General features: G+C 67.6%; 20 protein-coding genes. 10 read left to right on the plus strand and 10 right to left on the minus strand.

The window, feature by feature from the left end; all coding sequences use genetic code 11:
• Positions 1-16: 16 nt before the first annotated feature.
• A complete protein-coding gene (locus AC1RQF_RS16650; RefSeq protein ID WP_252984145.1) occupies positions 17-649 on the minus strand; it encodes a TetR family transcriptional regulator in 633 nt (210 codons plus the stop codon).
• 248 nt (positions 650-897) lie between these two features.
• Between AC1RQF_RS16650 and rsxB the strand changes: the two genes are divergently transcribed.
• The 3 genes from rsxB (at position 898) to AC1RQF_RS16665 (ending at position 2,941) form a co-directional block, all read left to right on the plus strand.
• A complete protein-coding gene (gene rsxB, locus AC1RQF_RS16655) occupies positions 898-1,764 on the plus strand; it encodes an electron transport complex subunit RsxB (protein WP_492872501.1) in 867 nt (288 codons plus the stop codon).
• Positions 1,765-1,768: 4 nt separating this feature from the next.
• Positions 1,769-2,413 (plus strand): endonuclease III, encoded by a 645-nt coding sequence (gene nth / locus AC1RQF_RS16660; RefSeq protein ID WP_273998480.1) that lies wholly within the window; start codon positions 1,769-1,771, stop codon positions 2,411-2,413.
• Between the two features lie 93 nt (positions 2,414-2,506).
• On the plus strand, positions 2,507-2,941 hold the full coding sequence (locus AC1RQF_RS16665; RefSeq protein ID WP_273998481.1) for a DUF1841 family protein: 435 nt from the start codon (positions 2,507-2,509) through the stop codon (positions 2,939-2,941).
• Positions 2,942-3,044: 103 nt separating this feature from the next.
• Here the strand turns inward: AC1RQF_RS16665 and AC1RQF_RS16670 are convergent, their stop codons facing one another.
• Both AC1RQF_RS16670 and AC1RQF_RS16675 read right to left on the minus strand, forming a co-directional pair.
• Complete coding sequence (locus tag AC1RQF_RS16670; protein ID WP_273998483.1) at positions 3,045-3,413, minus strand: c-type cytochrome; 369 nt, start codon at positions 3,411-3,413, stop codon at positions 3,045-3,047.
• 40 nt (positions 3,414-3,453) lie between these two features.
• Positions 3,454-3,813 carry a c-type cytochrome gene (locus AC1RQF_RS16675; RefSeq protein ID WP_273998484.1) on the minus strand — a complete coding sequence of 120 codons (360 nt, stop codon included), beginning with the start codon at positions 3,811-3,813 and terminating at the stop codon, positions 3,454-3,456.
• Positions 3,814-4,075: 262 nt separating this feature from the next.
• Here AC1RQF_RS16675 and AC1RQF_RS16680 point away from each other — a divergent pair, with 262 nt between their 5' ends.
• The 5 genes from AC1RQF_RS16680 to AC1RQF_RS16700 all read left to right on the plus strand — a co-directional run bounded on the left by AC1RQF_RS16680 (position 4,076) and on the right by AC1RQF_RS16700 (position 9,167).
• A complete protein-coding gene (locus AC1RQF_RS16680) occupies positions 4,076-4,918 on the plus strand; it encodes an AAA family ATPase (RefSeq protein ID WP_273998485.1) in 843 nt (280 codons plus the stop codon).
• A 93-nt stretch (positions 4,919-5,011) separates the two neighbouring features.
• Entirely contained in the window at positions 5,012-6,187 is a 1,176-nt protein-coding gene (locus AC1RQF_RS16685) for a vWA domain-containing protein (protein WP_492872502.1), read from the plus strand.
• A 50-nt stretch (positions 6,188-6,237) separates the two neighbouring features.
• Entirely contained in the window at positions 6,238-7,464 is a 1,227-nt protein-coding gene (locus tag AC1RQF_RS16690) for a benzoate/H(+) symporter BenE family transporter (RefSeq protein WP_273998488.1), read from the plus strand.
• A gap of 140 nt (positions 7,465-7,604) precedes the next feature.
• Entirely contained in the window at positions 7,605-8,558 is a 954-nt protein-coding gene (gene tal, locus AC1RQF_RS16695; RefSeq protein ID WP_273998491.1) for a transaldolase, read from the plus strand.
• Between the two features lie 177 nt (positions 8,559-8,735).
• Positions 8,736-9,167, plus strand: a complete 432-nt coding sequence (locus tag AC1RQF_RS16700) for a VOC family protein (RefSeq protein WP_273998492.1) — start codon at positions 8,736-8,738, stop codon at positions 9,165-9,167.
• A gap of 41 nt (positions 9,168-9,208) precedes the next feature.
• Here AC1RQF_RS16700 and AC1RQF_RS16705 read toward each other — a convergent pair whose 3' ends face one another.
• The 4 genes from AC1RQF_RS16705 to AC1RQF_RS16720 all read right to left on the minus strand — a co-directional run bounded on the left by AC1RQF_RS16705 (position 9,209) and on the right by AC1RQF_RS16720 (position 13,007).
• Positions 9,209-9,733 (minus strand): hypothetical protein, encoded by a 525-nt coding sequence (locus AC1RQF_RS16705; RefSeq protein WP_492872503.1) that lies wholly within the window; start codon positions 9,731-9,733, stop codon positions 9,209-9,211.
• Positions 9,734-10,142: 409 nt separating this feature from the next.
• A complete protein-coding gene (gene mctP, locus AC1RQF_RS16710) occupies positions 10,143-11,693 on the minus strand; it encodes a monocarboxylate uptake permease MctP (protein WP_273998494.1) in 1,551 nt (516 codons plus the stop codon).
• On the minus strand, positions 11,690-11,932 hold the full coding sequence (locus AC1RQF_RS16715; RefSeq protein WP_492872504.1) for a DUF3311 domain-containing protein: 243 nt from the start codon (positions 11,930-11,932) through the stop codon (positions 11,690-11,692). The genes mctP and AC1RQF_RS16715 overlap by 4 nt, the downstream gene beginning before the upstream one ends.
• A 157-nt stretch (positions 11,933-12,089) precedes the next feature.
• Positions 12,090-13,007, minus strand: coding sequence for a class I SAM-dependent methyltransferase (locus tag AC1RQF_RS16720; protein ID WP_492872505.1), 918 nt, complete (start codon positions 13,005-13,007; stop codon positions 12,090-12,092).
• A 790-nt stretch (positions 13,008-13,797) separates the two neighbouring features.
• Here AC1RQF_RS16720 and AC1RQF_RS16725 point away from each other — a divergent pair.
• Both AC1RQF_RS16725 and AC1RQF_RS16730 read left to right on the plus strand, forming a co-directional pair.
• Positions 13,798-14,154 carry a hypothetical protein gene (locus tag AC1RQF_RS16725; protein ID WP_492872506.1) on the plus strand — a complete coding sequence of 119 codons (357 nt, stop codon included), beginning with the start codon at positions 13,798-13,800 and terminating at the stop codon, positions 14,152-14,154.
• A 53-nt stretch (positions 14,155-14,207) separates the two neighbouring features.
• Positions 14,208-14,795, plus strand: a complete 588-nt coding sequence (locus tag AC1RQF_RS16730; RefSeq protein WP_273998499.1) for a hypothetical protein — start codon at positions 14,208-14,210, stop codon at positions 14,793-14,795.
• A gap of 228 nt (positions 14,796-15,023) precedes the next feature.
• Here the strand turns inward: AC1RQF_RS16730 and AC1RQF_RS16735 are convergent, their stop codons facing one another.
• Genes AC1RQF_RS16735 through htpG form a run of 3 tightly spaced genes read right to left on the minus strand, consistent with a single transcriptional unit; the run spans position 15,024 to position 18,039 of the window.
• On the minus strand, positions 15,024-15,524 hold the full coding sequence (locus AC1RQF_RS16735) for a DNA-deoxyinosine glycosylase (RefSeq protein ID WP_492872507.1): 501 nt from the start codon (positions 15,522-15,524) through the stop codon (positions 15,024-15,026).
• Positions 15,521-16,138, minus strand: coding sequence for a chorismate--pyruvate lyase family protein (locus tag AC1RQF_RS16740; RefSeq protein ID WP_492872508.1), 618 nt, complete (start codon positions 16,136-16,138; stop codon positions 15,521-15,523). The genes AC1RQF_RS16735 and AC1RQF_RS16740 overlap by 4 nt, the downstream gene beginning before the upstream one ends.
• 2 nt (positions 16,139-16,140) lie before the next feature.
• Complete coding sequence (htpG, locus tag AC1RQF_RS16745) at positions 16,141-18,039, minus strand: molecular chaperone HtpG (RefSeq protein WP_492872509.1); 1,899 nt, start codon at positions 18,037-18,039, stop codon at positions 16,141-16,143.
• Positions 18,040-18,226 lie beyond the last annotated feature (187 nt).

Here is an 18,226-nt window from a genome sequence, read left to right on the forward strand (position 1 = left end):
GCGCGCCGCGCCGGGCTCAGCGCCGCAACAGATACGCGAGCAGGACCTCGGTGTTGAGCTTGACCATCTCGGCACGCTCGTCGGGCGTGCTGAAGTCGCGGCCGAGCGTCGCGGCCAGCGTGAAGCGGTTCGACACGATGTAGTAGCCGAGGCCCGACAGCGTGACGTAGAAGCGCAGCGGATCGATGTCCGTGCGAAACAAGCCCGCCTTCTGGCCGCGCGTGAGCACGCCGCCGAGCATCGCGACGATCGGCGACATCATTTCGCGAATGCGCGTGGATTTCTGCATGTAGCGCGCCTCGTGCAGGTTCTCGTTGTTGAGGAGGCGCAGCAGCTCGGGGTGGTCGCGGTAGTAGTCCCACACGAAATGCGCGAGCCGCGTGACCGCTTCGACCGGCGCGACGCCGTCGAGATCGAGTACGCGCTCGGCTTCGGTCAGCGCGGAAAACGCATGCTCGAGCACGGCGGTGAACAGTTGCTCCTTGCTGCCGAAGTAGTAATAGAGCATGCGCTCGTTGGTCTCGGCGCGCCGTGCGATCTGGTCGACCCGCGCGCCAAACAGCCCCCCGCTTGCGAACTCGTCGGCGGCCGCGAGCAGGATGCGACGCCGTGTTCCTTCAGGATCTCTTTTGATTTTTGGCTGATTCATGGTGGCGTTTTGCTGTGTGAGCCGCGTAATCCGGATGGCGCTGCCGGCGCTTCGTCAGCCACCGACAGCGAGGACGGGCGCACCGCGCTTGAGGCGCGCCCTGCTGCGGTCATGCAAAAAAGCGCTTCGATTATGGCACATGCGTTGTCAAGCGCAATGCGGGAAATCGGCGATAATCCCGGTTTGACGAACCCTACCGACTCGCCCGTCCGCACGCGGCGCAAGCGAGCCCGCCCCACGTTGTCATCGTGACCGATTCCAAGACCCTCGCGGATCGCATCGAAGATCTGCTGCCCCAGACGCAATGCACGAAGTGCGGCTACGACGGCTGCCGTCCGTACGCCGAAGCGATTGCCGCCGGCACGGCCGGCTACAACCAGTGTCCGCCCGGCGGCGCCGAAGGCGTCGCGCGCCTCGCGGCGCTGCTCGGCAAGCCCGTGATTCCGCTCAATCCCGTCAACGGCGACGAACGCCCCCGGCCGCTCGCCGTGATCGACGAACAGCTGTGCATCGGCTGTACGTTGTGCATGCAAGCGTGCCCCGTCGATGCGATCGTCGGCGCACCGAAACAAATGCATACCGTGTTGAGCGCGCTGTGCACGGGCTGCGATCTGTGCGTGCCGCCCTGCCCGGTCGACTGCATCGCGATGGTGCCCGTCACCGGCGCGCAGACCGGCTGGGACGCGTGGACTCAGCCGCAGGCCGACGCCGCGCGCGCGCGCCACGACGCGCGTCTCGCGCGCCAGCAGCGCGAACGCGAGGCAGCCGAGGCCCGCGCGGCCGCGCGGCGCTCGCACGCGGGGGCCGCAACCGCCTCCCCCACCGCGCCCGCGCCGGGCGCGATCCCGGCGACGTCGGGCGGCGTCGCCACGCCGGGCGTCGCCGACGATCCGGAAGCGAAGAAACGCGCGATCATCGCCGCCGCGCTCGAACGCGCGCGCAAGAAGAAGGAAGAACTCGCCGCGCGGGGCGACGCGCCGAAGAACACCGAGGGCGTGAGCGCCGCCGTGCAGGCGCAGATCGACGCGGCCGAAGCACGCCGCCGGCGTCTCGCCGAGGCGGCCGACGCCAAGCCCGAGCCAGCCGATCCCACCAAACCGTCCGGCCAGTCCTGAGCGCATGAACGCATCCAAACGGCGCGCGATCTACGAGACGCTGCGCAGCCTCAACCCGAACCCGACCACCGAACTCGAATACACCACGCCGTTCGAGCTGCTGATCGCCGTGCTGCTGTCGGCGCAGGCGACCGACGTCTCGGTCAACAAGGCGATGCGCAAGATGTTCCCGGTCGCGAACACGCCGCGGCAAATTGCCGCGCTCGGCGAGGAAGGCGTGGCCGAGTACATCAAGACGATCGGCCTGTACCGGACCAAGGCGAAAAACGTGATCGCGACCTGCCGGATCCTGCTCGACCGGTTCGGCGGCGAGGTGCCCGCCGACCGCGAGGCGCTGGAGAGCCTGCCCGGCGTCGGCCGCAAGACCGCCAACGTGGTGCTCAACACCGCGTTCGGCCACCCGACCGTCGCGGTCGACACGCACATCTTCCGGGTGGCGAACCGCACGGGCCTCGCGCCCGGCAAGGACGTGCGCGCGGTCGAGGCCGCGCTCGAGAAATTCACGCCGGCCGAGTTCCTCCAGGACGCGCACCACTGGCTGATCCTGCACGGCCGCTACGTGTGCAAGGCGCGCCGCCCCGAGTGCTGGCACTGCGCGATCGAGCCGCTGTGCGAGTTCCGCCCGAAGACGCCCGCGCCCGCCGAGTGAGCGCGCGGCCCGCGCCGGCAAAGCGGCCCCGGGCGGCGTAGAATGCGCGTTCGCGCGGCACCCCGCCGCGCCCACGCATCGCCACCCCACATCATGTTCAATCCGAGCCGCGACGAAGTCCGTCGCTTCTTCATCGACGCCTGGCACAAGCAGCGCACGGGCGGCATCCTCACGCCGCTGGAAACGATGGCCGCCGACTGGATCGGCGCGCACCCCGAATACCACGCCGACCTGGCCGCCGACGGCCCCGCCGCGCAACACGACTACGCGCCCGAGGAAGGCCGCACGAATCCGTTCCTGCACCTGTCGATGCATCTCGCGATCAGCGAGCAATTGTCGATCGACCAGCCGCCCGGGATCCGCGCCGCGCACGACCGGCTCGCGGCGCGGCTCGGCTCCGCGCACGACGCCCATCACGCGATCATGGAATGTCTCGGCGAGACGATCTGGGAAGCGCAGCGCACCGGCACGCCGCCCGACACCGACGCCTACCTGCAGCGGATCCTGCAGCGCGCGTCGCGCGACTGAAGCGCGCCCGCCGCGCGGGCAAAAAAATACCCCGCGCGCGGCGGGGTCGATGGCGTGCCCTGTAGAGGGCGCGCAGCGGCGCGGCCGGCGTGGGCCGCGCGCGTTATTTCTTGAAGGTCAGGCTGCCCTGCAGCGACTCGATGTAGGCCGCGATGTCCTTCATGTCGCTGATCGACAGGCTCTGCACCTGCGCCTGCATGATCGCGTTGTTGCGGCCGAGCAGCGGGTTCGACAGGCCCATCTGGTACTGGCGCATCGCCCAGACCATGTAGTCCGCGTGCTGATTGGCGAGGCGCGGGTATTCCGCGTTGATCGGGCTGTCGAGCTTGGCGCCGTGGCAGGCCGCGCAGTTGTGCGACTCGACGAGTTCCTTGCCCTTCGTGACATCGGCCGCGTGCGCGCCGCCGATCGCGAAGCCGGCCGCGAACACGAACGCCGCCGCCGTCTTGAATGCCGTGTGAGGCTTCTTCATGAATGCTCCTATCCCGCTGATCAGATAAGCAAGCGCGAGCTTACTTGTAGGGATTGTTCTTCGAATCGGGCTTCTGCGCCGCGTAATAGGCCGCGAGATCGGCGATGTCCTGATCCGTCAGCGATGCGGCGATCGCGTTCATCGACGGGAAATGGCGATCCTTCTTCCGGTAGGCCTTCAGCGCGTTTTCCAGGTATTGCTGGTTCTGGCCGCCGAGGATGGGCACCCGGTAGACCTCCGGGTAAGCCGTGCGGTACCCGGCGATGCCGTGGCAGCCGATGCACATCGCGGCCTTGCCTGCCCCGTCCTTCGGGTTGCCGACCACACCGGCCGCCTGCGCACTGGCTGCGAGCGCCGCAAGCGCTGCGACAACGACATGTTTGCCGACGAATTTGTTCATAGCTTGTAACCTAGCTTGAGGGGAAACTGGCGCCCAAAACGGCAACGGCCCGCGCCGTTTTGCTTGTAGGGATGCCACGCAGGCCAAAAAAAACGGGCAGATTGTACCGCGTCGGCGGGGAACGCGTCCACAACGCGGCCCCGGTGCGGCCCGCCCGGGCTTCCGGGCTCGCCGACGCCGTCCGCCACGATAGCAAGCCGCGCGGGAACCCGACAACCCTTCCTGACTTATACTGGGATTTTTTTGCAGGAAGCACGCCGCCATGCGCTTCGAAGGCTCCCCGCACTACGTCGCCACCGACGATCTCAAGCTCGCGGTGAACGCCGCGCTGACGCTGCAGCGCCCGCTCCTGATCAAGGGCGAGCCCGGCACCGGCAAGACCATGCTGGCCGAGGAGGTCGCGGCCGCGCTCGGCATGCCGCTCCTGCAATGGCACATCAAGTCGACCACCAAGGCGCAGCAGGGCCTCTACGAATACGACGCGGTGTCGCGCCTGCGCGATTCCCAGCTCGGCGACGCGCGCGTGCAGGACATCGCCAACTACATCGTCAAGGGCGTGCTGTGGCAGGCCTTCGAGGCCGAAGCGCCGAGCGTCCTGCTGATCGACGAGATCGACAAGGCCGACATCGAGTTTCCGAACGACCTGCTGCGCGAGCTCGACCGCATGGAGTTCCACGTGTACGAGACCCGCGAGCTGGTGCGCGCGAAGCATCGTCCGCTCGTGATCATCACGTCGAACAACGAGAAGGAGCTGCCCGACGCGTTCCTGCGCCGCTGCTTCTTCCACTACATCCAGTTCCCCGACGCCTCGACCATGCAGCGCATCGTCGACGTGCACTACCCTGGCATCAAGCAGGAGTTGCTGCGCGCCGCGCTCGAGAGCTTCTACGAACTGCGCGGCGTCGCCGGGCTCAAGAAGAAGCCGTCGACCTCCGAGCTGCTCGACTGGCTCAAGCTGCTGCTCGCCGAGGACATCCCGCCCGACGCGCTGCGCTCGAAGGACCACAAGCAGATCGTGCCGCCGCTCGCGGGCGCGCTGCTGAAGAACGAACAGGACGTCGCGCTGTTCGAGCGGCTCGTCTACATGAACCGCCACAACCGCTAGCGCGCCGAGGCCTCCGATGCGCCGCCCGCCCGTTTCCGCCCCGCCGCCGCGCCCCGTCGCGCGGGCGCAGGCGCGCCCCGCCGAGGTCCGTCCATGCTGATCGATTTCTTCTATTCGCTGCGCGCCGCCAAGCTGCCGGTGTCGGTCAAGGAATACCTGACCCTGCTCGAAGCGCTGAAGGCGCAGGTGATCCCGCCGTCGCTCGACGCGTTCTACTATCTCTCGCGCTTGACCCTCGTCAAGGACGAGCAATATTTCGACAAGTTCGACCAGGCGTTCGGCGCGTATTTCCAGGGCGTGTCGGCGCTGCCGTCCGACGCCTTCGAGATTCCGCTCGACTGGCTGGAAAAGCGCCTGCAGCGCGAGCTGACGCCCGAGGAGAAGGCCCAGATCGAGGCGCTCGGCGGCCTCGACAAGCTGATGGACCGCCTCAAGGAACTGTTCGACGAGCAGAAGGAGCGCCACGAGGGCGGCAACAAGTGGATCGGCACGGGCGGCACCTCGCCGTTCGGGCACGGCGGCTACAACCCGGAAGGCATCCGCATCGGCGGCCCGTCGGCGGGCAACCGCACCGCGGTCAAGGTCTGGGAGGCGCGCGCCTATCGCGACTACGACGACGCCGTGGAGCTGGGCACCCGCAACATCAAGGTCGCGCTGCGCCGCCTGCGGCGCTTCGCGCGCGAAGGCGCGGCGGAAGAACTCGACCTGCCCGGCACGATCCGCAGCACCGCGGCCAACGCGGGCTGGCTCGACATCAGGATGGTGCCCGAGCGGCACAACAACGTGAAAGTGCTGATGCTGCTCGACGTGGGCGGCTCGATGGACGATCACATCAAGCGCACCGAAGAGCTGTTCTCGGCCGCCAAGGCCGAATTCAAGCACCTCGAGTTCTACTACTTCCACAACTGCGTGTACGACCACCTGTGGAAGCACAACCGCCGCCGCCACACCGAGCGCACGCCGACCTGGGACGTGCTCCACAAGTTCACGCCCGACTACAAGCTGATCTTCGTCGGCGATGCGACCATGAGCCCCTACGAGGTGCTGCAGCCGGGCGGCTCCGTCGAGTACAACAATCCCGAGGCGGGCGCCGTCTGGCTGCGCCGGCTCGCCGACCAATTCCCGCATTTCGCGTGGCTCAATCCCGAGCCCGAGCGGCTGTGGGAGTACCGGCAATCGATCGCGGTCATCCGCGAGGTGCTCGGCCAGCGCATGTATCCGCTCACGCTCGCCGGCCTCGAAACCGCGATGCGCGTCCTCAGCAAATAAACGCCGCGCCCTCGCACGACGACGACACCCGCCGCACCGGAGACACCCGCATGACCCGACCGCCCGCCCCCGACCTGTCGCCGGCCGCCGCCGCACGCCCCGCGCCGCCGCGCTTTTTCGCGGACACGTCGCTGTCGGCGCTCGTCGCGGGCTTCGTCGCGATGATGACGGGCTATACCAGTTCGCTCGTGCTGATGTTCCAGGCGGGCCGCGCCGCGCACCTGAGCGACGCGCAGATCTCGTCGTGGATCTGGGCGCTGTCGATCGGCATGGCGCTGACGACGATCGGCCTGTCGCTGCGGTTTCGCGCGCCCATCGTGGTCGCGTGGTCGACCCCGGGCGCGGCGCTCCTCGTCGCATCGCTGCCGGGCGTGCCGTATGCGGAGGCGATCGGCGCGTTCATCGTCTGCGCGCTGCTGCTGACCGCGGTCGGCGTGAGCGGGCTGTTCGACACGCTGATGCGCCGGATTCCGGCCGGCATCGCCGCCGCGCTGCTCGCCGGGATCCTGTTCGAGATCGGCATCGAGATCTTTCGCGCCGCGCAGTTCCAGACCGCGCTCGTGCTCGTGATGTTCTTCGTCTACCTGCTCGTGAAGCGCGCGGCGCCGCGCTACGCGATCGTCACGACCCTGCTCGCCGGCTGTATCGCGGCGGGCGCGCTCGGCCTGCTCGACTTCAGCCATTTCCATATCGCGCTCGCGCAACCGGTATTCACGATGCCGTCGTTCTCGCTCTCGGCCGTCGTCAGCATCGGCATCCCGCTGTTCGTGGTCGCGATGGCCTCGCAGAACGTGCCCGGCATCGCGGTGCTGCGCGCGGACGGCTACGCCACGCCGTCGTCCCCGTTGATCGCGACCACCGGCCTCGCGTCGCTCGCGCTCGCGCCGTTCGGCTCGCACGGCGTCAATCTCGCGGCCATCACGGCGGCGATCTGCACCGGCCCGGAAGCGCATGAGGCGCGCGACAAGCGCTACACGGCCGCGGTCTGGTGCGGCCTGTTCTATCTTGTCGCCGGCGTGTTCGGCGCCACCATCGCGGCGCTGTTCGCCGCGCTGCCGAAAGCCCTCGTCGTGTCGGTCGCGGCGCTCGCGCTGTTCGGCTCGATCATGAGCGGCCTCACGAACGCGATGCAGGAGCCGCGCCAGCGCGAAGCGGCGCTCGTCACCTTCATGGTGACCGCGTCCGGCCTCACGCTGCTGTCGATCGGCTCCGCGTTCTGGGGGCTCGTCGCGGGCGTGCTCACGCAGGTGCTCCTGAACGCGCGCCGGCCGGCCTGAGCCGCGCGCGCGCCGCGGCCGGCAATCCGGCCTAGAATAGAGGCTCCGGCGGCCGCGCCCCGCGCGCCGCCCTGCTTCGCCGCCGCACGCCGCGGCGCCTTCGTCGAACCCGGCGCGCCGCGCCTTCATCACGATTCGCCATGACTACCGCACTCGACCAGCTCAAGCAGTACACGACCGTCGTCGCCGACACCGGTGATTTCCAGCAGCTCGCGCAATACCAGCCGCGGGACGCGACCACCAATCCGTCGCTGATCCTGAAAGCGGTCCAGAAGGACGCCTACCGGCCGATCCTCGAAAAAGCCGTGCGCGACCACGCGGACAAGCCGAGCGATTTCATCATCGACCGCCTGCTGATCGCATTCGGCAGCGAGATCCTGAAGCTGATCCCGGGCCGCGTCTCGACCGAAGTCGACGCGCGCCTGTCGTTCGACGCCGAGCGCTCGATCGCGAAGGGCCGCGAGATCATCAAGCTGTACGAAGCAGCGGGCATCGGCCGCGAGCGCGTGCTGATCAAGCTCGCGTCGACCTGGGAAGGCATCCGCGCGGCCGAGGTCCTGCAGAAGGACGGCATCAAGTGCAACATGACGCTGCTGTTCTCGCTGGTGCAGGCCGCCGCCTGCGCGGAAGCGGGCGCGCAGCTGATCTCGCCGTTCGTCGGCCGCATCTACGACTGGTACAAGAAAAGCGCGGGCGCCGAGTGGGACGAGGTGAAGAACGGCGGCGCGAACGATCCGGGCGTGCAGTCGGTGCGCCGCATCTACACGTACTACAAAACCTTCGGCTACTCGACCGAGGTGATGGGCGCGAGCTTCCGCACGGTCAGCCAGATCACCGAGCTGGCGGGCTGCGACCTGCTCACCATCAGCCCCGACCTGCTGCAGAAGCTGCAGGACAGCAACGACACGGTCACCCGCAAGCTGTCGCCGGACGCGCGCCTCGACGGCCAGGCCGAACGCGTCGCGATCGACGAATCGTCGTTCCGCTTCCAGCTGAACGACGACGCGATGGCCACCGAGAAGCTCGCGGAAGGCATCCGCCTGTTCTCGGCCGACGCGGTCAAGCTCGAGAAGATGATCGACGCGCTGCGCTGAGCGCGAGGTCGAGCCGCCGGGCCGGCGATCCGACACCCAAAAGCCGCGGGTCGGACCCGCGGCTTTTTTTCGTCCGCGTCACCGCGCCGACATCGTTTTCGCAGGCCGTACGCACTAGAATCCTCGGCACGGGCGCAACCGGCCGAGGCCGCGCCCGCCCATATCAAGGAGACAATGATGCAAGTCCAACCGTACCTGATCTTCAACGGACGCAGCGACGAAGCGCTCGCCTTCTACACGCAGGCGCTCGGCGCGAAAGTGCATCTGCTGATGCGCTTCAAGGATGCCCCGCCCGATCCCGCCCGGCCGGCCGACCCCGCGCTCGCCGACAAGGTCATGCATGCGAGCTTCCAGATCGGCGACTCGGTCCTGATGTGTTCGGACGGCGACTGCAACGCCGCCGGGCGTGGACACGACGGCTATTCGCTCTCGCTCAACCCCGCCACCGTCGAGGAAGGCCAGAAGCTGTTCGACGCACTCCTCGCGAACGGCGGCGAAGTCGGCATGCCGTTCCAGAAAACCTTCTGGGCGCTCGGGTTCGGCATGCTCAAGGATCGCTTCGGCGTGCACTGGATGATCAACGTCGAGGATCCCGCCATGCGCGGCTAGATGTTCGCTTCGCCAGGGCGGCGCAGGCGCGCCGCCCGCCCTCACTTGCGCAGCGCCTCGGCAAGCGCCTGTTCGAGCGCGCCGTTCGAGCGGCACGCGACGCGCGACGCCTTGAGCCTGCCCGCGGACTCCACCCGCGCGCTGCCCGTCACGTCGAGCGCGACCGCGACGCCCTGCCCGGCATCGTCGAGCCGGGTCACCACCTTCAGCGTATAGGTGACGTTCGAGGTCTGGCGCAGATCCGCGCACGCGACGAAATTGCCCGCATTCGGATAATCGGCGTACGCCGCGGCGACGAGCCCCGCCTCGCGATCGCTGACGCGTGCCGCGAACCGGTGGTCCGCATAGAACCGGCCCACCTTGTCCCATGCTTCGTCGTACTTGCGGTTTGCAATCACGAAGCGGCCGGCCGGGTCCGCCGCGCCGCCCTCGCCCGCCTGGGTCGCCGCGCCCGCGTGCCCGCGCGACCCCGGCCCCGCGCCCGGGCCGTATACCTGCACGCACCCCGCCATGCTCGCGAGCGCGACCGCGAACCCCAGCGCGCGCCGCGCACGCGTCCCGCTCATCGGTAGTACAGGTTCACGCAACCGGACAACAGCAGCGCGACGAGCGGCAACCACATCAGCAGCTTCCTCATGCGCGCGCCTCACCGGTAGTACGCCGCGACACAGCCGCCCAGCGGCACGCAGCACACGCCCAACCACAGAATCCAGATCCTCATCGCCCCTCTCCCTTCGTTTCGTTCGACTCAATAAGGCCAGCCTCGGCTGGAAGGGACGCATTATTCAATGGAATGCTGCGGCGCACCCAATCGGTCTTTCACCGATTTCCGGGCCGCGAAGGCCGCCATAGAATCACTTGAAGGATCGCGTGGACGCGTGAGGACGCGCGGCGCGACACGCCGGCCGCACCTCGCCGGCCGTAAAAAACGCCCGCCACGCAACGTGGCGGACGGGTCCGCGACGGCCGCGCGGATCAGCCTTCGACCACGTCGAGATAGTCCTCGGGACGGGTGCGGTCCTCCGCGTGCCGCATGCCGAGCACGCGCACCAGCACGCTGACCGCGATCGACACCACGAGATTCACGATCAGCGACCAGATCGCCGCGTAGCCCGGAATCGCATAACCGAACAGATGGATCGTGAAGATCGAACCGGCGAGCTTCAGCGAGATCGCCATCCAGGTGCCGCACACGATGCCCGCCGCCCAGCCGGCGAGCAGCCCGCGATAGTCGAGCGCGCGCGTATAGAGGCCGAGCACGATCGCGGGCAGCGTCTGGATGATCCAGATCCCGCCCAGCAGCTGCAGCTGGATCGCATAGGTGAGCGGCAGCCCGAGGATGAACACGACCGCGCCGACCTTCACGATCAGCGACACCAGTTTCGCGACCTGGGTTTCCTGCTCGTGCGTCATGTTGCGATTGATGAACTCGCGGTGGATGTTGCGCGTGTACAGGTTCGCGGCGGCGATCGACATGATCGCCGCCGGCACCAGCGCGCCGATCCCGATCGCCGCGAACGCGACGCCGACGAACCACGACGGGAAGAAATGCAGGAACAGCGCGGGCACCGCGAAATTCGCGCCGTAGGCCTGGAAGTACGGCGCGAACTCCGGCATGTCCTTGACCCCGGACGCGAGCGCCATGTAGCCGAGCAGCGCCAGCAGCCCGAGCACGAACGAGTACGCGGGCAGCATCGCCATGTTGCGGCGGATCGTGTTGCCCGACGACGACGACAGGATCGCCGTCACCGAGTGCGGGTACAGGAACAGCGCGAGCGCCGAGCCGATCGCGAGCGTCGCGTAGGCGCTGTAGCCGTTCAGGCTCGCCGCGTCGGGCGCCTTGAGCAGCAGCTTGGCGGGCGGCACCGCGCCGAAGATGTGGCCGAAGCCGCCGAGCTGCGCGGGAATCACGATGATCGCGGCCGCGATCGTGATGTAGATCAGGATGTCCTTGACGATCGCGATCATCGCCGGCGCGCGCAGGCCCGAGGTATAGGTGTAGGCGGCCAGGATCGCGAACGCGATGATGAGCGGCAGATCGCCCGCGAAGCCGCGCGTATCGAAGCCGAGGCCGCCGATCACGACCTCGATGCCCACCAGTTGCAGCGCGATGTACGGCATCGTCGCGACGATGCCCGTCACCGCGACCGCGAGCGCCAGCGCGCGGCTGCCGTAGCGGGCGCTGACGAAGTCCGCCGAGGTCACGTAGCCGTGGCGTTTCGCGATGCTCCACAGCTTCGGGAACACCATGAACGCGAACGGATAGATGAGGATCGTGTAGGGCAGCGCGAAGAAGCCCATCGCGCCGGCGCCGAACACGAGCGCGGGCACCGCGACGAAGGTATAGGCGGTATAGAGATCGCCGCCGAGCAGGAACCAGGTGACGACCGTGCCGAAGCGGCGGCCGCCGAGCCCCCATTCGTCGAGATGCGCGAGATCGCCGCGCCGCCAGTGCGCGGCCAGGAAGCCCATGATCGTCACGCCGACGAACAGCAGCACGAATACGCAGGTCGCGGCGAGGTTCATGAGCGGCCTCCCGGCGTACCGCCCGCCTTCCAGCAGTTCTTGGTCTTGAAGTAGACGAGCGCGGTGATGACCGCGCTAATGAACACCCACGACAGCTGGTACCAGTAGAAGAACGGAAAACCGAACCATTGCGGTTCGATCCGGCTGTACGACGGCACCCAGACCATCGCGATCAACGGCAGGACCAGCAGCCAGAGCCAGCGCTTGGCGGCCCGATTGGCGTCGGCATCGTGAGCCATGACGTCTCCTCATCATTCCCGGTTCTTGATGTTGTGGACGGGTGCGGTGATGCGCGGGGAGACACGGCACGGAGCGTGCGGCAGCCCCCCGGCGCCTTTTTCAGTATAAGAGCCGGGGGGAAGCGGTCAAACAGGGGCGAACCCGAAGCGGGCGTCGTCAGATCGTGAAGACGTCCGCGCGGGTGTCGAGCGAGGCTTTCAATGCTTTCACCCAGCGGCGCGCGGGCAGCTTCAGCTCGGCCTCGATCAGCGTGGCGCGCGCGTCAAGCTGCGCGAAGCTCACCTCGAGCGCCGGGCCCGAGAACGCGAGCGCGATGCGGTTGCCGTCGTGCACCTCGGGCAGCGCGATCACGCGGCCGTCGAACGCCGCGTTCAGGTGCTTCATGTTGCGCACGAAGCTCGGGTGGTCGCCGAACAGGTTGATGGTGGCCATGCCCGCCTCGGCGAGGCAGCCTCGCACCGCGCGGTAGAACGCGACGCTGTCGAGCACCGGGCCGCGCGCGGTCGCGTCGTACAGGTCGATCTGCAGCGCGCCGATCGTGCCGCGCTGGGCGGGATCGTTGACGAAGTCCCACGCATCGGCTTCGCGCACCGTGAGGCGCGCGTCGTCGGGCGGCAATTCGAACATGGTGTGCGCGGCGACGATCACGGCCGGATTCAGCTCGACCGCCTCGACCTTCGCGCGCGGCAGGAAGCGATGCGCGAACTTGGTCAGCGCACCGGTGCCGAGCCCGAGCTGGACCACGCGTTCGGGCGTTTCGAGGAACAGCAGCCACGCCATCATCTGCTGCGCGTATTCAAGCTCGATGTGGAGCGGCTTCGAGATCCGCATCGCCCCCTGCACCCACTCGGTGCCGAAGTGCAGGTAGCGCACGCCGCGTTCCTCGGAGAACGTGACGGGCGCGAAGCGCGGCTTGCGCGGCGCGTCGAGCACCGGATGGTCGTCCTGCTCGTCGTGGTCGGCGCGGCGCTTCGCGCGCGACGGCTGGAGTTTCACGGAGCCGTTGTAGGCGGACGGCTTGCCGCGTTTGAATGCGCGCGCCTCGGCGGAGGCGCGCTTGATCAGTCGGGTCATGAGGCAATCTTGCGCCGGCGGCGCGGTAGTGGGTTTTGAATCGGACGAGAGGATAGCATCCGGACGGGATGGCAGGGCCGGGACCGCTTGCGCCGGCACGTCCGCGCCCCGACGCCGCGCGTGTCGATGATTCGGCAATCGACCGGGCAGATCTCGTCGCACGCGCTGCCATTGCGGTTATCGGGACAGGCGGCATTCCCACGGTATCGGGAGCATGGTTTTCACTTCCGGGCCAAAGCGCGTTCAAATCGCGCCTCGCCCGCTTAATCCGGCGGACCATCCCGGAGAGTCATCACGCGTTTCCCGGCAATGCGACGCGCATCATTCGAATGGATCGTGATTCGCGCCGATTCGACATCCGGGCTGATTCGCCTCAGAAAAGCCGCCCAGCCAACAATCCAAGCCATTGTTTACACGCGATTCAAGATTCGTCCTTTCACGCCGATATCCCTGAGCAGGGTCAAATCCTTCAGACAGAAAGATATTTGAAAGACGCATGCGCGTATTCCACTGATCGCGCACCGGGCGGCCTGGCCGTCCGGACCTCCCTGTCCGCAGACTTCAACAGTCACGAGGTAAAACAACGATGCCCAGCGTCATTCGCGCAGTCGGCCTGCTTGCGCCGATCGTGTTCCTGAGCGCCTGTTCCATGGTCGCTCCGCCCTACTCCCCCGCAGTCGACAACATTCAATCGCTCAAGAACGCCACGGGCGCGCAGGCGAAAGTCGGCGCATTCGAATCGCATGCGGATACCAGGAATCCCTATCCGGTGCCGTTGCGCGCGAACCTGATGCAGTCGCCGATCGGCGATTCATTCGGCGCCTATCTCGCCGATGCGATGACGAAGGAATTGCAGATGGCCGGCAAGCTTTCGCCGCAGAGCGATGTCGAGATCAAGGCGACTCTGTTGGAAAACGACATCGACGTCGGTCTCGCCAACGGCGCCGCGAGATTGTCGGCATGTTTCATCGTGATGCGATCGGGCGCGGTGCGCTACGACCAAATCAAGTCCGCGCGCACGAAATGGGATTCGTCGTTCGCGGCCATGATCGCCGTGCCCAAGGCGCGTGAAGAATATCCGCTCGCCGTGCAAAAGCTGCTCGGCGAACTTTATGCCGATCCGGCCTTCCTCGAGGCGATTCAATAAATCGCCCGTTCCACCCAGCATCAAACCACCACACTCAACGAGACCTGAAAACAATGACATTGATTCGAATCGTCGCGGCCGCGAGCATGGTCGCGGCACTGGCCGGCTGCGCGCATGAAATTTCGCTGACCGGCGACACGAGCAAGATTCCGGCGCTGTCGACCCAGCCGCTCGACAAGACCATCGGGCTCGTCATCACCGATGAGCAGCTGGCGATGGAAGCGATCACGCCGGGCGGCGGCGGCGACAAGGTCAGCTATCACCCCTACCACGACCTCGAATTGCCGCTGTACGTCGGTCTCGGCCACGTGTTCAAGAATGTGACCAAGCTCAAGAGCGCGCCGGACGCGGCCACGATTCAGGCCAAGCATCTGGATTACGTGATCACGCCGACGATCAAGACGTCGTCGTCGTCACCGAGCCTCGTGACCTGGCCGCCGACGGATTTCTCGGTCACGCTCGCCTGCACGGTCGCTGACCCGGGCGGTCAGACCGTGGTCAGCCAGGACGTGACGGGCACCGGCCACGCGGAGTTCAGCGAATTCAAGCACAACCTCGGCCTGGCCGGGCAGCTCGCGACGGCCGATGCGGTTGCCAAGCTCCAGACAGCGCTGGCAAAAGCGCCCGAGTTGCAGAAATAAGCCGGCGCGGCGCGGCTGAAGCGACGGCTCGGTCGCGCCGCATGGCCTGCGTCGGGCACGCGCCGACGCGGCATGCGGGCAGGAGGGGCGGTCGGCCGTGCGCCATGACGACCGCGCCGATCGCGCGATCGCCCTTGCCCAGCGATCAGCGCGAGACCGCGCCGGCCCTGAGGGCGGGCGCGGCGCAAACCCGGTCGCTCCACCGGCGATCGGCTCGCCGCGGGGGTATCAACGCCCCGCGTAGCGCTGCAGCGCGCGCCACGCGTCGAGCTTCGCCGCATAGGAAACCGACGCATGCGCGGGGCTGCTCGACGGCAGGCCAAGCAGTTGATAGCGCTGCGCCGCCTCGCCGAGCGTCTTCGTGCCGACCTTGGCCGCGGTGCCGCCGTTGAAGGCGATCGCCGCCAGATCGGGCAGGGTTCCGATCAGCGCGATCAGATCGTTGCTGGCGAGATCGCGCAGGTTGCTGTCGAGGCTGCCGGCGCGCCGCGCTTCCGCCACGACGTCCCACAGCCCGATCCGGTGTTCGCGCAGCGCATCGAGCCGCGCGGGGTAGGCCAGCGCGACCAGATCGCAGCCGATCACCGCGCCGACCAGCAGCCAGAATTTGTTCTGCGGATGCGCGTAGTACTGGCCGTGGGCCAGGGAGCGCTCGCCCGGCAGGCTGCCGAGGATCAGCACGCGCGTGCGCGCATCGACCACCGGGGAAAAGCAGCGCTTGAACGTCATCGGCATCCTCTTGCGCCCGGCACGGCACCGTCCGCGCGCGGCGCGCCGGCCTCGCGCGCGGCCAGATGCCGCCACAGTGCCGGCAGCATGCACTCCGTCACCATCAACGGTTCCCCATGCCGCTCGAACACCGAGCGGCGCGCGACCAGCGCATGCGGCGCGGCCTCGCGCGGCGCGAGCGCATGCAGCGCCAGCGCATGAAGCGGATGCCCGGCGATCACGCGCCGGCTCACGAGCGCGGAGCGCGTGACCTGCGGATCGCTGTACAGCAGTTCGGCGAGCGGCCGCGTGCGCAAACGCCGCATCGCCTGCCACACGCCCTTGCTCGCGGCGAGCGGCGCGAGACTGTGCGCGGCGACGAACGGCACGCCGTCCACCGCCAGCACGACCTCGCGCACCCACATCGGCACGCGCGGCCCGCGCGCGAGCGCCGCATGCTCGTCGGCCCACGGCACGCCGACGATCTCGCGCGTCACACGCACCGTCACCGGGCCGAGCCCCGCGAGATGCGCGGTCAGCGAACCGCCGCGCGTCAGCCAGTCCTTCTGCGCGGCCGAGCAACCGGGACGCGGCGTCGCGCGCCAGCCGGCGCCGGCCGCGTCGAACCGCGTCACGATCACGCCGCGCGCGACAGCAGCAGCGTGTTGGTCCGCTTCACGAAGCTCGCCGGATCTTCGAGCGCACCACCTTCCGCGAGCAGCGCCTGGTCGAACAGCAGATGGCACCAGTCGCCGAACTCGGGGCTGTCCGCCTGCAGCTGCTTGACGAGCGGATGCTCGGGGTTGACCTCGAGGATCGGCTGCATCGCCGGCCCGCTCTGGCCCGCCGCCTTCAGCATGCGCTGCAGGTAGCCGCTCATGTCGTGGTCGTCGGCGACGAGGCACGACGGCGAATCGGTCAGCCGGAACGTGACGCGCACGTCCTTCGCCTTGTCGCCCAGCGCTTCCTTCATCTTCTCGACGAGCGGCTTGAACGCCTCGCCCGTCTCTTCCTGCGCCTTCTTCTCCGCGTCGTCGAGCGCGCCGAGATCGAGGTCGCCGCGCGCGACGCTCGCGAGCGGCTTGCCGTCGAATTCCTGCAGGTAGGACAGCATCCACTCGTCGACGCGGTCGGTCAGCAGCAGCACCTCGACGCCCTTCTTGCGGAACACCTCGAGGTGCGGGCTGTGCGTCGCGGCCTGCCAGGTGTCGGCGGTCACGTAGTAGATCCGGGTCTGCTCGGGCTTCATGCGCGCGACGTAGTCGGCGAGCGACACGTCCTGCGCATCGGTCCCGCCGTGCGTCGAGGCGAAGCGCACGAGCTTCGCGACGCGCTCGCGGTTCGCTTGATCCTCGCCCACGCCTTCCTTCAGCACCTGGCCGAACGCGCTCCAGAACGTGCGGTATTGTTCCTTGCCCGCATCGTCCTCGGCGTTCGCCAGTTCTTCCAGCATCGACAGCGCGCGCTTCGTCACGCCTTCGCGGATCGCCTTCACGTCGCGGCTTTCCTGCAGGATCTCGCGCGACACGTTGAGCGGCAGGTCGGCGGAATCGACCACGCCCTTCACGAACCGCAGGTATTGCGGCAGCAGCTGCTCGGCGTCGTCCATGATGAACACGCGTTTCACGTACAGCTTGAGGCCGCCGCGATAATCGCGGTTCCACAGGTCGAACGGCGCATGCGACGGCACGTACAGCAGCTGCGTGTACTCGCTGCGGCCCTCGACGCGGTTGTGGGTCCACGCGAGCGGATTCTGGTGGTCGTGCGCGAGGTGCTGGTAGAACTGCTGATACTGCTCGTCAGTGATCTCGCTCTTCGCGCGGGTCCACAGCGCGCTCGCCTGGTTGACGGTCTCGTCTTCGTCCTTCGCGACCATCTCGCCCTTCTCGGCGTCCCACGCTTCCTGCTGCATCAGGATCGGCAGCGCGACGTGATCGGAGTACTTGCGCACGATCGACTTGAGGCGATGCGCGGACAGCAGCTCGTCCTCGCCTTCGCGCAGGTGCAGCGTGATGGTGGTGCCGCGCGCGGCGCGCTCGATCGCGTCGATCGAGAAGTCGCCCTCGCCGCCACTTTCCCAGCGCACGCCTTCCGAGGCCGGCAGGCCCGCGCGGCGGGTCTCGACCGTGATGCGGTCGGCGACGATGAAGCCCGAGTAGAAGCCGACGCCGAACTGGCCGATCAGGGCCGCGTCCTTCTGCTGGTCGCCCGACAGCTTCGAGAAGAATTCCTTGGTGCCCGAGCGGGCGATCGTGCCGAGATTCGCGATCGCTTCGTCGCGGCTCATGCCGATGCCGTTGTCGTCGATCGTAAGGGTGCGGGCGGCGGGATCGAAGCCGATGCGGATGCGCAGGTTCGGATCGTTCTCGTACAGCGCGCCGTTCTCGAGCGCCTCGAAGCGCAGCTTGTCGGCTGCGTCGGACGCATTCGACACGAGTTCGCGCAGGAAGATTTCCTTGTTGCTGTACAGCGAATGAATCATCAGGTGGAGGAGCTGCTTGACCTCGGCCTGAAAGCTCATGGTTTGCTGAGTCATCTGTCTATCCTTCGATTGCGATCATTTCAAAAACCGGCGGCGTGTCGAGCGGCGGGCCCGGACACGCGATGCACGACCGCGCCCCAGATGAGGATGCGCGCGCCGTTTTCAAGAGGCTGAGTTTGCGAATGATCTCATGTTCCGGCGGCGGGCTTGCGGTGTAATGGCCGGTCCTGCCCGCTTCCAT

The sequence above is a fragment of the Burkholderia sp. GW821-FHT14F03 genome, from assembly GCF_058803765.1.

Bases quoted from the DNA above. Each gene is read 5' to 3' on its own strand.
- AC1RQF_RS16650 (WP_252984145.1), bottom strand. From the start codon at position 649: ATGAATCAGCCAAAAATCAAAAGAGATCCTGAAGGAACACGGCGTCGC.
- AC1RQF_RS16720 (WP_492872505.1), bottom strand. From the start codon at position 13,007: ATGACCCGACTGATCAAGCGCGCCTCCGCCGAGGCGCGCGCATTCAAA.
- AC1RQF_RS16700 (WP_273998492.1), top strand. From the start codon at position 8,736: ATGCAAGTCCAACCGTACCTGATCTTCAACGGACGCAGCGACGAAGCG.
- AC1RQF_RS16705 (WP_492872503.1), bottom strand. From the start codon at position 9,733: ATGAGCGGGACGCGTGCGCGGCGCGCGCTGGGGTTCGCGGTCGCGCTC.
- AC1RQF_RS16715 (WP_492872504.1), bottom strand. From the start codon at position 11,932: ATGGCTCACGATGCCGACGCCAATCGGGCCGCCAAGCGCTGGCTCTGG.
- AC1RQF_RS16685 (WP_492872502.1), top strand. From the start codon at position 5,012: ATGCTGATCGATTTCTTCTATTCGCTGCGCGCCGCCAAGCTGCCGGTG.
- AC1RQF_RS16665 (WP_273998481.1), top strand. From the start codon at position 2,507: ATGTTCAATCCGAGCCGCGACGAAGTCCGTCGCTTCTTCATCGACGCC.
- AC1RQF_RS16675 (WP_273998484.1), bottom strand. From the start codon at position 3,813: ATGAACAAATTCGTCGGCAAACATGTCGTTGTCGCAGCGCTTGCGGCG.
- mctP (WP_273998494.1), bottom strand. From the start codon at position 11,693: ATGAACCTCGCCGCGACCTGCGTATTCGTGCTGCTGTTCGTCGGCGTG.
- AC1RQF_RS16725 (WP_492872506.1), top strand. From the start codon at position 13,798: ATGCAGTCGCCGATCGGCGATTCATTCGGCGCCTATCTCGCCGATGCG.
- AC1RQF_RS16670 (WP_273998483.1), bottom strand. From the start codon at position 3,413: ATGAAGAAGCCTCACACGGCATTCAAGACGGCGGCGGCGTTCGTGTTC.
- htpG (WP_492872509.1), bottom strand. From the start codon at position 18,039: ATGACTCAGCAAACCATGAGCTTTCAGGCCGAGGTCAAGCAGCTCCTC.
- AC1RQF_RS16730 (WP_273998499.1), top strand. From the start codon at position 14,208: ATGACATTGATTCGAATCGTCGCGGCCGCGAGCATGGTCGCGGCACTG.
- AC1RQF_RS16680 (WP_273998485.1), top strand. From the start codon at position 4,076: ATGCGCTTCGAAGGCTCCCCGCACTACGTCGCCACCGACGATCTCAAG.
- tal (WP_273998491.1), top strand. From the start codon at position 7,605: ATGACTACCGCACTCGACCAGCTCAAGCAGTACACGACCGTCGTCGCC.
- AC1RQF_RS16735 (WP_492872507.1), bottom strand. From the start codon at position 15,524: ATGACGTTCAAGCGCTGCTTTTCCCCGGTGGTCGATGCGCGCACGCGC.
- AC1RQF_RS16690 (WP_273998488.1), top strand. From the start codon at position 6,238: ATGACCCGACCGCCCGCCCCCGACCTGTCGCCGGCCGCCGCCGCACGC.
- nth (WP_273998480.1), top strand. From the start codon at position 1,769: ATGAACGCATCCAAACGGCGCGCGATCTACGAGACGCTGCGCAGCCTC.